The organism is Ignavibacteriales bacterium (assembly GCA_026390795.1).
In the GTDB taxonomy this organism is placed as follows: domain Bacteria; phylum Bacteroidota; class Ignavibacteria; order Ignavibacteriales; family Melioribacteraceae; genus Fen-1258.
In genome coordinates, this window is sequence record JAPLFG010000004.1 from 63731 (window position 1) to 76790 (window position 13060).

Genomic DNA, 13060 nt, shown 5'->3' on the forward strand with positions numbered 1-13060 from the left:
TGATACCCAATTATAATTGCGGTATAATTATATAAATTCCTAAAACATCCGGAGGTAAAACCGGCTCTATTAATTGATATTTACTTCCGCCAACTAATTTTCTGAATCGTTCATGAGCTTCTATCAATTTATTCGATCTCTCGCGTACAATATCTGTAAGAACATCTTGAGATTTTTTTATTGTTTCTATTTCTCGATCAAACAAAAACTCTTGTCTTGGTCTTTCATAATCTGATGATGGGACCAATTCTGCCAGTAAAGTTTTACATTTTTCATGCGTAATAAATTTTCTTTCGCTGATATTGTTTTCATATCCCCAAAGTATCATCTCTTCAGCTACAAGCTGTTTGCCGTCACTTTTATCTGAAATAATATTTCTTACGCGAATTTGAATGATAGTTGTTTTTGTTTTGATATTCTTTGAAGGAATAACCGAAGCCCTTGCGGCAATTGGTTTATGTCCGTTGCCGACCAAGGATTTATTAAGGATGTAATGCGAAAGCTGCTCTACGAATAAACAGTTTCTACCGATATAAAGGAACTCTTCCGGTGTCGGTGATTCAAAAGTAATCAGCACTTCATCTCGATAATTAAAAATTGATTTGAAGATTGGATTCAGGTTTGTTGTGTATAATCTGTAGCCAGATTTATAAGGAATGATTTGTCCGCCAAGATTAGTTACGGCTTCAACCACAAATTGTTTAACCGCAACCGGATTACCCACAGCTTCATCAACCTCTTTAAGATCCTTTTCTATTTCACTTGCCTTAACTGAATGTTGAGCAAAAATGCTGCGGGTTATTTTATCCCGTTCACTCGCTTTCTCATAAGCATTAGTGACTTGTACTTCTCCTGTTTCAATATCTTGGTCATCAAATCCAAGTTCCATCTGGTTATCAATCTTTACTGCATTCGGATTTAGTATCACCGCATTTAGTAAGCTATCAAGAATGCTTTGGCTGTCTTCCGGGAAAGGAACAGAAATACCAGTTTGTTTTCTAATTTCACGAGCTTTACGAAGAAGTATTTTTAATACAACCGAATCAATTGGATTATCTTTACCCCATAAGAGATAAGCTTTAACAACTGGCTCGGTCTGACCAAAGCGATCTACACGCCCTTCCCTTTGTTCTAAACGATTCGGATTCCAGGGTAAATCGTAATGCAGAACTGCATTAAAAAACTTTTGTAGATTAACACCTTCACTTAAACAATCCGTTGAAATAAGAACATGATGTTTGTTCTTTGAGATTTCTAATTCATCTATTTTTTCTCGGCGTTGTTCATCAACCATCTCTCCGGTTATAACAAGCATGTCTGTATTTTTAGGAAGTTTCTCTTTGAAATACTCGCCAAGATATTTTGCCGTCTCGATGAAGCGGCAAAAGATAACCGGGTTGAATCCCTCTTTAAGCCATTGCAAAGAAACCTTCAAAGCCTCGGCTGCTTTATTGTCCTTAACATTTTCAAGTTTATCGGCAAGTTCACGTAGAAATTTGGTCTCGGTTTTTTTTAATTCAGATTTATCGATAATTTCAATAGGCAATGCATCAGATTCTGTTCCTTCAGTATCGGCAACCGGGTTTTGAATCACTTCATTTTCAAACGCCTCTTCACTTATATTCAATGCTTTTTTTGAAAGCATTTCAATTCCGGCAGATGGGCTAGACATCACACCACGTAAAAGAGAAAGGATGGCGAAGTAACGAAATTTTTTCTTTGATGAGGATTGCAGATCAGAAGTATTCACCTTACGCGCAAAGGTTAACAAGTCGTTTAGAATTATTTTGTAGTCTTCCGATAAATTGTATTCAACTTCTTTAGAATCGCGCTGTGGGAATTCTGTTTTCTCCAGCCACTGCTCTACATCTGCCCTTCTTCTAATTATAAGATGATCGGCAACTTCTTTTCTTTTAGACAGAGTTGAAGTGACCAAATCAATAGTTTCGAACTCATTCTTTAATAAGCCCAGCAATGATTGAAACTCGGCTTGTTTACCGCTGTGAGGTGTTGCGGTCATCATTATAAGATGCTGATTTGATTTTGCAGCAATAGCATGAACAAGATGATGCCTTTGCTGCTGTTTAACACTCTGACCATCCGGTTTAGCACAAGTATGGGCTTCATCAACAATTATTAATTCAGGACACTCATTTAAGAAAATTTCTCTCTTAGGTCCGGATTTTATAAAATCTATAGACACAACCTGATATGGATATTCACGAAAAATAGATCCATCCCCTTGAATTTTTCTATCAAGCTGAGCTGCCGTGCTTGAACGAATAATCACCGCATCAAGGGAAAACTTATCTTTTAATTCTTGCTGCCATTGTTCACAAAGGTGGGGCAGACATACAACAGCAAAACGTTTTATCTCGCCACGGTCCAATAGTTCTCTTACAATGAGTAAGGCTTCGATTGTCTTTCCAACGCCTACATCATCGGCAATCAACAAACGAACAAAATCTTGTTTAAGTGACATAACCAACGGAACAAGTTGATACGATCTTGGACGGAAAGAAAGTTTACCCATACAACGGAATGGACCAGACACATTTCTGAAAGAAAGTCTGGCAGCATTGTAAAGGAGGTTCGCTGTTGTATAATTGCCAATATCTTTACTTGCTGGATATGGGAATTCAGCACAAGTTGGAATTTCATCACCAAAAGCTAAAGGCAAGAATATTCCAGTTGTTTCTTCGTCTGATCCTCCAAGTGGTTTAACCACAAGAAGATCCTTATCGCTTGAAGGCATTACAACCCATTCACGGTTTCGTAATTTAACCAGCGAACCGGGCTGAAAAGTTTGTTGAGTCATCTATTTTACTTTTATGAAAATATCGCTACGTTTTTTAATTAAGTCGTCCAATGAATCTTTGTAATAGTAAACAATAACATCATAGCCGGCATTTAATAATGCTTCCCTTTTAAGTGCATCTTGCTTTTTAATTATAGGATCATCATGTGGAGTTCCGTCACAAAAGACACATGCATTTTCTTTTTCGTAAAAGAAATCGGGTTTAACATAAATGCCAGGAATTTCGACTTGTGTCTTATCTGGAAGTTTAAGTCCGTTGTTACACAAGTAATCTAAGAACTTTCTTTCGGTTGATGAGTGAGGATCAATTCTTTCTTCAAGATATTTATATTGTTCATCAAAAGTTTTGAAATCAGGATTAGTAGAAATTTCAAACTGACAAGACAATAATTTTTCCAAAGGCTGCTTAATAAGCTGCCTATCAATCCTCATGTGATCGCGTTGGTTATAGTAGCTCAGCAAATCCGAATAAGTTGCCGGACCGATACCAGGTTTTGTATCTTCCCCATTTTCGTAATAACAAATTTTGTAAGCTTCTTGAATTATTGTTTTAAATAAGTCAACTTTTTCAACCACCTGAGATAGAACTCCAAGACTTCCTTCAGCAGCTTCATAGATGAAAATATTGGGCCATTCTGGTTTACCCATTACTTCAACACCTATTTCGTTTGATTCAACCTGAAAAACATTTTCGATTGCGCGTTTCATAGCATACTGCAATGTGATTATGCTATCAGCTACAAAGCCTTCATTAAAAGCAAGAGCTTTCAAAGGATGAATATACAAAGCATCGGCAGTATCCGTCGTGAATAGACGAACTCTTCTAATGTTATTTTGATCTTGCGTTTTATCTTCTAGAATAGATTCTTTTTTCCAGAATCCGGTTTTCATATTAATCAGAAATCCTGGTTCTTTTCTGATCCGCCATCTCTCATTAATCTTAATAAGTGTTGCTGCGGGAATGTATCTTATTTTTAGTAGCTGGTCCTTCCCATCATTCACAAATACAGTTCTAATCCTTTTAAGTCCACCTTCGACAGTGAAAAACGTTTTAATATCGAATCCCAACGATAATCTTTCTTCTTCTTCGCAATTTATTCTTTCCATTTGCATTGTGCGGTTTTCTGCCATTGGAAGAAGATCGGTATATAGTTCTCTTTCATCATCAGTGTTAAGCAATGAATCAGTAAATGGACAAAACTCAAGATTGTAATCATCCTTCATAAATGCGTAACCGCTAGACTTACTGACTTTAATCTTCTCAATTTTATTCTCAGTATCACTCAGTAGAGTCTGAATGATCTTGTATTTATTTCCGTCATGATAAATAATATTTCCAGGGCCAAATTCACGTAAAGCAAGAAATCTTGCACGGGAGATAAATTCGCCCTCTTCCCCTTTGGGTACAAATGCACGCAATGGCAATCTTGTAAAATTATATCCAGGAAGAAATCCTTCCGACGCAAAATAACGATAGGGATAAAACTCTGAAAGTTGTGTGTTTTTTTGTGAGTCCGAATCAGTATTCTTTAGAAGGTCAAGCTGTCTGTTTGCTTGTTTTTGTTCAATGTAAGCTTTTCTTTTATCTTCCGAAGTATTGGATAATATCGGATCATTAATGATCTGCTGTGCATTGTAAAGTTGCCTTGTTGCTGATTTGAATAATTCTCGCCAACGGTCTAATGCTTTATTAAAGGCTCTCGGGGCATCGTTGATTTGTCTTGTTATCCATTCATCAGAGAACCAACTACACTTCTCCTCCAGATTGGGAAGAAGATCTTGAATAGCTTTTTTATAAACTGAGTGGATGAGCTTTTGTCTTACCATAGATAAGTTTAATTTCTCCACGACCTCATCTTTTAGAGGTAATTCATCAGGTTTCTCCATTACGATCATATTGGCTAAGGAATCATTAAGAGAGCCAAGTCCAACCTCTGAAAGATAGATTGCGTTCAAATGAGAGCAGAGTAATTCCTCGTTATAAAGATCTAATCTTGGTGCAGAAACCGCTCCAGCAACCATGTCTGTAGGATGATTAAAAAAGTGCTTGTCGTGAGGAGAATAATTTGAACAGAATGTAAAGATTAATGCAGCCTGACCGCTTCTTCCGGCACGCCCGCCCCTCTGTGCATAATTAGATGGGTTAGGCGGTACATTTCTAAGGTGGACAATATTGAGCGTGGAAATATCTATTCCCAATTCCATTGTTGGTGAACAATTCAGAAGAGAGATTTCTCCATTACGGAAGCGTTCTTCCCTATCCTTTCTAACATCATTTTTGATTTGAGCAGTATGTTCCCTTGCTTCAAGTGTTTTCAATTGATCGAATCTTTGTAAATAAAATGATTGGAAAAAATGATTCGGCTTTGGTGTAAAATTCTTATAAGAAAGGATTCTAACTTTATCAGGTAGAATATTTTTACCATCTCCAACTTTCCAAATAATAGAATCAACTTTAAGACGGTAGAGTTTTATTTTTTTGTCTTTTGAATTAATCTCTTTGACAGTTAGCCAGTTAGCTTTCTCAAGTTTATCGAGAAGTTTGTGAACATAATCGTTATAAATACCAGATAAGTCATAATTATATTTTTTAGCTATGGATTTGAGATACTTTCCGAAGTAGCTCTGAGGACCGAGACTTACGGTATAAAGTTTTTGATTGTATGATTTGTAGGCTTCAACACGCATGAAGCTTGGTTCATCAATTTTCTCGTCTTTATCTAAACCCCATTCAGGTTTAATTTTTTCTCGAAATGTATTTTGCAACCGCTCAATTTCATTACTTTCAAGAAGCGAATAAGATAAAGAGTAATTCCTTCTGAAGTAATCAAGAATCTGCTGAATGAAATCCCTTCTCTCATCTAAATTCATATCTTTAACAATAGGCGTATCTTTCCAAAAATCTTCGACGCTGAGGGTATCGTCAATAAATTTATATTTTATCTCAAGAAGAGCGCACTGCTCAAGATTCGGGAGTACTACGCGCCAACCTCTTTTAAGATCTGTCAATAATCGGTACATGATATAGTTTTTGAAAGCTTTATTATTTTCATCGGCTTGAAATGGGAGCGGAGAATATTGTTTAGCATAAATTTCTTGTGAAAGATTTAGAGTTTCAAAAACAGAACTTGCAATCGTGGAATAATCAAGTGTACCTTGTTCAGAATTCTTTAATGCATAGTAAATTGCCGAACGGAGGCGACCAATTTTGATAAAATCATTAAAGTGTCCGGCTTGTAATGCTGCATCCTGCCGATTATCGGTAAAGCTAAGTATTTTTTGTTCAGAGACATCCACTGCGGCATCGTGAAGTGATTTAATTATAGAGAAAGAAAGTACTGTTGTTGAAGTACTTCTTCCTTCTGTTCCAAGTTTAGCAAGTTTTGTACTCTCTGAAGTTTTTCTGTCGTAGAATGCACCACCTGTTGGATCGAATAGTAACGGAGCTGCTATATACCAACCGTTTAATGGTAAACTGTCATCTTTATCAGAAAAAATTCCATATTCGTTAAAATATATTTTTTGCGGAATTCTATCTTTATATTCTTTAACTACAGCTATATCCCCACTTTTAGATTGCTTAACCCATGAATCAGGCAAATTCCCAATCTGACTTTCATCCCAAATTAATTCAGAATCATCAGCAGTAATGATGTAACCTTGTTCAAAACTTTCTTCCTCTTCTTCTGAGATTTTATGATTGAACTCTCGTGGTTCAAGAATGCTCTCTGATAGATTCTTCCTCACACAAATAAATTCATGTCCGGATATACGACTAAATACAACCGGATAAATTGGCTTCTTCTCATTCTTCTCATCTTTAATGAAGCTAGATGGATCAAGAGTTATCACACGATTTTCTTTCGCATCAAGAGTTATATAAACAGAGCCAGTTTGGCTGATGAATTGATGTAATTTAAAAGGTAAAATTGGTTTTCTGTCAGAGTCTTTTTCATTATTTAAGTAATTAGCCCATTTCAAAAGTCTCATTAATTGAAGCAAGCATATTTCAATATTCTCATTTGTTTTCTCGGACAGCGCTTGAGCGATTGATCTCAAATTGAGTGGTTTCCGTCTTATGAGTACACCATCATTCTTAGTTAATGCAATCTCGTTTTCAATCCAGCTTGCTAAGGGATGATTTAATAATTCATCATACGGAGCGGTACTATTTATTTCATCCTGTAGGGAGTTTTGAAGTTGAGATAAAGATTGTTCAGAATAGCCTAATGAATTGATAAGTTTTTCATCAATTATCTGTTCGCTTGTAAAAGGTTTTCCAAAAATTCTGGTAGCAACTTCAGCTACTTTGTTTTTCTGCTCATTGTATGATTCTCCTGAAATCATTGTGGCAGATGTGCCAATACAAACCAAAGAACTTTTAGCCAATGATCTGATTCTGCGTATGAGTAACGAAACATCCGAACCTTGTCTTCCACGATATGTATGCAGTTCGTCAAATACAAGAAATCGTAAATTATCCGAAATAGAATTTTTAATTTCGTTTTCAGCCAACCGAGTAATTATTAATTCCAGCATCATATAGTTAGTCAGCAAAATATCCGGAGGATTAGATTTAATTTCTTCTCGCTCGGCTTTCCCCTCTTGACCAGTATATTGTTTATAAGTAATTGGGAAAGGCAATCCAGAATTAGTCTCGTACTTTTGTTTCCATTTGTCCAACTCTAACGTTTGAGAATTAATGAGGGCGTTCATCGGATAAACGATTAAAGCTTTTACCCCGCGACCACTTTGTTTTGATTTGAAGAGATGGTTGAATACCGTTCCCATGAAAGTAAGAGATTTACCTGAGCCGGTTCCTGAAGTAACAATAAAATCTTTATCTGCTGTCCCAAGTCTTAGTGCTTCTACTTGATGTTTATAAAGCTGGTATCCCTTAAACATATGGATCATTTCACTTACGACAGTTCCTTGCTGAGATAGAGATTCGATTGAGTCTGATTTTTCATAAGATGGATTAAATTGGATAAGAGGATCTGGCCAAAGCTTTTGTGAGCTTAATTGCTCTTTTACAAATGATCGAATTTTTTCATCTTTAATATCAATAAAGGAATTGATATAGTCGGAATATTCGTTTATTACATTTTGGTGAAATTGAAAAATGTTCATTAATTCCCCTACCCAATAAATCAATTTACAAATAATCAATATAATTTAATGAAAATATCTCTGAGAATTGTTTTACAAGTCATTATTAACAAATATTTTATAAGCCTTTTAGTATGCAAGTATTATAATTTAATTTCAGATTAGAAATCCGATAATAATGAGATCTAAATCCAATCTATAAGTGTACCCTCTATTCCTGACTCTGCTATAATCTTCATGTGCGGAGGTTTTGCTTGATTAAACATCCAAATTTGATTTTTCCCCATAATTGAAGTACTCGCTATACTATTTGTGTTGTGTTTTCACATCTATTTCAAAATAATACCATATAGATAATATTTAAATATTTTATAGTTGAATTATATTTCATTTATTAGTATATTAAGATTGAAAAACAAAAGGATTTATATTTGCCAAAAAATCGTAATAGTAGAAATACCTCGAAGAAGCATACCTCAAAAGACAGAAAATTAAATCAGAAAAAAGACGAAACCGAATTCAAACTCAAGGTTCTTTTAGAGTTTGATGATTACGATTTAGTAAACACTCCAATAGATTATGAAGACGCAGATCAATTTGGTCTTGGGATGTTGCTAATGCACAAGCTAATTGACGATGATTTTAAGCTCACCCCTGCTGGCGAGAAAGCATTCATTAAAACAGTGCAAGAAACTATAGCAAACAGAAATAAAGGTGAGAAAGATTTATACCTCGACTCGAATGCATCTCTTCTCAAATATTTTTGCGAAACAAAAAGAAAGGAAATTATGGTTTACATGAAACAAGCATTAATTGAATACTATGCAGATACCGCAAACGGGAGGCAAAAGGAGGAGTACGTTTGTGAAGGAGTAAACGCTTTATTAGATAATTGGGTCGTTGAAGATCAGGGAATCGGACTTTATAAACTAACAGGTAGATTTTGGGAAGTGTTATATCCAATCTTAAAAAAATACGCACCTATAAAGTTAGTGGAGTATGAAAAGCTAGTTGGAGAATTTGAGGTTTTTAATGAACGGGTGAAGAAGCTAGTTGATTATGATGACGAACTCTGCAATTGGATAGCATCTATCCTTAATTATAATTCGAGATTTTCCTTTGCGAGCCCTAACGATGTTGACCTTGTAAATGATCCAGTCACAGACGATGATATCGCTTACCTACCAAATCAGGAGATTGATACAAATGCTTATTTGGGACGAGAATGATTCGCTCCGAGTGAGTTAAAAAATCTTAGTTGTAGTTAGCATCAAGAATATGTTGTACTTCTTTATTGTTAAAATTGTAATTGAATATTCCTAACCTTTTAATTGTGTATTTCAGTCTGAATTCCAGGTCAAAGGAAGTGCCTCTTTTTCGAGCTATCGTTCCGTTTACTACTCCCTCCTCACTCGCAAGCGCTAAGTGAGTGATATTTTCTTTGATTTTGCCCAGAATTTCAATCTTTCTGTTTCCTGCAAAATACTCTGCAAATGATAAACTTCGCCTTTCAGTTATTGTTCCGTTCCATTTAGCCCGTTCCATTTTCTGTTCCATTTGCAATTTTTTAGATTAAGATGGTTTTGGATTTGATATTTCACGCCCACGTTTCAAATTAATGGATATTATATAATAGGTTCTCTTGTACAACCAGTTCATTCGATCGAAAGCAATAACCGGCAGATTCCCTAAAAAGAGGGACCGAGTGAAAACTATTTTTTTGAATTTCCTTTCTATAGATGAATAATGAATAGCGATAGGGGTTTGCGTCTACTAGATTTGAATTGTTTTTCACTTTTTAGACATAATTAAATTATAGATTTCTGATATATTTAATATTAGTTTATTGTAAAAAATAAATGGGTTAGTTATGAATAAAGAATATCGTCATCACCTTGAAAATTTGGATAAGGTTTTAAATTTTCTTCAATTTCATCAAGAGAATTATGAATCTATTAAACACATTTTAGATGTTAACGGAATCTATTCTTATATAACAGATTGCGAAGAGGTTGCAGGTGAGCTTAAGGATAAAGGATATATCTCTATTAATAGGGATACTGTAAGTTTCGATGTTAAAATTCTTCCGAAAGGATTAACATTTTTAAGAAGCGGAGGTTATATAGGAGAACTTGATAAACAAGAGAAACAAGAAGAACTAAATAGTAAAGTTGCGAGATCAACTATCTACGCTAATAAAGCTAACATTATTTTTGCTATTATTAACCTGATATTCTTTTTGGTCAATATTTATCTTAGTATTATAAAATAATAATCCTAAAGGTTCAAACAGAGGTTCATCGACTCTTTTGCGCTAATTATTATTTAATGAAATGTTATTTATAACTGAAATGTCAAATCTTCCAAGTTGGGCTTCTATAAGTTGATCAGGAGGGAAGAATTCGAAAAGTGTACGGATACAATATATTATGCCATCGATTCATAACTAGGTTATTCATTCCACAACGAGATTGCTTTCGAAATTCAGTTTTAACGCTCAAAAAGTACCACTCAACTCGATTTTTCAGTACGAACTAAACTTGTCTTATAATTTTTACTTTGCTTGCAAACTCTTGATGGAAAACACCATCATAACTGCAATAGATATTCTCGCGTCGAATTTTTACTTATAGCGATCGATAAAGCGTCATTCAAAAAAAACTTAATATCATCCGCAGGTTTTATATTAATCAATAAACCCATAAACACCACAAATACCGTTTTAAAAACAGCGCCTGGTTAATTTGCTAGTTATATGTTAAAAATATTATTGATAGACTTAGGTCAAAACATATACACATATTTTATAATTATATTTTCAAATCATGGTGCTTTATTCAAAGTAGATATCATCAATATATATAGTACAACCTTTATGATTCAGATCTGCAGAAGCTACCCAACAGAAACCACCAATGACATGGCTAAGGTCTTTCCCTTTTAGATTAATAGTATATTTTTCCCATCCTGTAGTTAAAGTTAAAACATCAGTTGAATATGGTCCTTTCATGGAATCTTTATGTTTGCCATTAATACCTCCTGTTTTAAATTCAACTTTTTCACCACCTTGTTGGCCTCTCGCCCAGAATGTTAATTTCTCTGCACCAGTTAGATCACGCGCTTCCTCCGAATCACCCCAATTCCCATCAGGGTATTGCCAGTAGATCCCTGCCCAACCCTCATTGTTTGAACTTTTTGCTGAATAGCTGATTTGAATACAAGAGTTTCCAGTATGTGACGTCCCAGTAAACCTTGCGTTGAGCCTAACATCATCTTGATCCCCCATGAAACCAGATGGATAAAAAAGATCCGTTAGTTTAATCGGTTCTAATTGAGGAGTTGAAGTTACATTAACAATAAGATTACATTTTTTTTCTTTACCATCCGCACCAATACCTTTAATTAAAAGAGTATATGTTCTGGGAACAATGTCTTTTTTTAGATTTATAGTCATTATAGAAGTAAATGATGGTTCAGCTTTCATTGATTGAACAGAAAATGATGCAGTAATCCCAGAATTTTCCGTAGAAGTGCTTAGGTATACTGGATATTCATAATCATTCAAGGCAATAATATTTACTGAAGCTGGGATACTTCCCCCTTGTTGAACTGAAATCTCAATTGGATTTACAGAAATACTAAAACTTCCTTCTGGCCGCTGGCGAAGTATTACTGTAACAATAATTGCTGCAATAGCAACAATGACTGTAGAAATACTAATGTTTTTTTGGGTGAAAAAATTTCGTTTTATTTCGGACATATCATTGCTCCAATACTTTTATACAACCTAAAAATTTATATTTTCTATAACACATAACGGAGTAGCCGTTTACTAGCAACGCAGAATAACTATGCCAATTAACCGCAATAATTCAATATTTATAAAAATATTTCTTAGAACAAACTACCCAAAAGAGCAACGTAATTTTGCATAAGTTATTTAATAATTTCACAAAGACACACTGAAAACGCTGTCCATGTTTAGCAGGTTGTTATAAGATAGCACTCATATAAATATAGGTGGACTACCTATTGGTGGTGCTAACTCAACATTGAATAATTCTTTGAGAATCTTATCTTTAAAATTGTCTTCTAGAAATGAATCTGAACAATGCAAACAGTATTTTGTTCTTAAATACAATGGCAACCCATCATCGATTTTTTCTGAACGAACAACTACCAAATACTTATTATCGGTTGCTGGTATTCTTGACATATCTCCTTGGATAATCATTGTTTCCCAACCAACTCCGCCATGCCTACCATCAGCACGTTGAGCATATTGTTCGTCAGAAATAATAATAACTCTGTTAGCCATCTGAAGTTCATTACACATCCATTGTGGTAGATCCATACCCGGTCTTAAATGCCATATATCTAATCGAGCATCTAATCCATTTTCTCTCAAACATGTAGCTAATGATTTAATCCAATTTTGATGGGAAATACTGGTAGAAGTATAACTTATAAATACTCTTAGTGGTGGCTTATTACTTCCAAAATTTTTTCTTGTGATACTAGGATCTTCAGACGATAATAGGTTGTAAAAATTTTCTTTTAATCGTTCGTAAACATTTTCGTGTAAAACATTAATAACCAAAGTTGAATCAGGTTCTGCTTTTGATACAAATCCTCGATATAGGTTTTCAACAACAGTCTCACTTTGCAATCCACCCGCTCCCGCGCCTAGTAAAGGAGAAGAAATTAAACGTATTGAAGATTTTTCTCTTGTGAATTCTCCAATTTTTTTCCCAATATTATTTATTGCTTCAGAATCAGACGTATTACCCTTAACAGAAGCCGCAAAAGCAACATATTGAGCAATATTTTCGGCCCCTTCAAATGGTAAAAATAAAACATCGCCCAGTTTCAGTCTTTCATTAGGAAACGGAATGTTAAAATGCTGAAGATAGTTTGCCACAAATTTGGTTATTGTTCCACCAGTTGAACATGGTAATACTATTAAATCGCTCGGGCCATCAAATAAATCCCCGAGCCTTAATTTTATACGAGCTTTATTCATTGTATCACCTTATAACGGCGTTGCGCCTAACACGTCGCCCAAAACAATAGTGTCGTTTTTGTCAACGCAATTTTATTTAATAAATCAGTTTTGTAAACACAATCAATTTT

Annotated in this window: 7 protein-coding genes; 2 read left to right on the forward strand and 5 right to left on the reverse strand. The window is 34.8% G+C overall.

The window, feature by feature from the left end:
• Positions 1-10: 10 nt before the first annotated feature.
• The gene (locus NTX65_14990; protein ID MCX6170645.1) at positions 11-2818 is read right to left on the reverse strand and encodes a helicase-related protein; all 2808 of its coding nucleotides are present in this window, start codon (positions 2816-2818) and stop codon (positions 11-13) included.
• Positions 2819-7948 (reverse strand): DEAD/DEAH box helicase, encoded by a 5130-nt coding sequence (locus tag NTX65_14995; GenBank protein MCX6170646.1) that lies wholly within the window; start codon positions 7946-7948, stop codon positions 2819-2821.
• 410 nt (positions 7949-8358) lie between these two features.
• Between NTX65_14995 and NTX65_15000 the strand changes: the two genes are divergently transcribed.
• The gene (locus NTX65_15000) at positions 8359-9156 is read left to right on the forward strand and encodes a hypothetical protein (protein ID MCX6170647.1); all 798 of its coding nucleotides are present in this window, start codon (positions 8359-8361) and stop codon (positions 9154-9156) included.
• Between the two features lie 25 nt (positions 9157-9181).
• Here the strand turns inward: NTX65_15000 and NTX65_15005 are convergent, their stop codons facing one another.
• Positions 9182-9472, reverse strand: coding sequence for a hypothetical protein (locus NTX65_15005; GenBank protein ID MCX6170648.1), 291 nt, complete (start codon positions 9470-9472; stop codon positions 9182-9184).
• A 325-nt stretch (positions 9473-9797) separates the two neighbouring features.
• On the opposite strand from NTX65_15005, the gene NTX65_15010 reads away from it, so the two are divergent.
• Positions 9798-10199, forward strand: a complete 402-nt coding sequence (locus tag NTX65_15010) for a hypothetical protein (GenBank protein ID MCX6170649.1) — start codon at positions 9798-9800, stop codon at positions 10197-10199.
• 561 nt (positions 10200-10760) lie between these two features.
• On the opposite strand, the gene NTX65_15015 is transcribed toward NTX65_15010, so the two are convergent.
• Positions 10761-11687 carry a hypothetical protein gene (locus tag NTX65_15015; protein ID MCX6170650.1) on the reverse strand — a complete coding sequence of 309 codons (927 nt, stop codon included), beginning with the start codon at positions 11685-11687 and terminating at the stop codon, positions 10761-10763.
• Positions 11688-11933: 246 nt separating this feature from the next.
• Positions 11934-12950, reverse strand: a complete 1017-nt coding sequence (locus NTX65_15020; GenBank protein MCX6170651.1) for a toll/interleukin-1 receptor domain-containing protein — start codon at positions 12948-12950, stop codon at positions 11934-11936.
• Between the last annotated feature and the right edge of the window lie 110 nt (positions 12951-13060).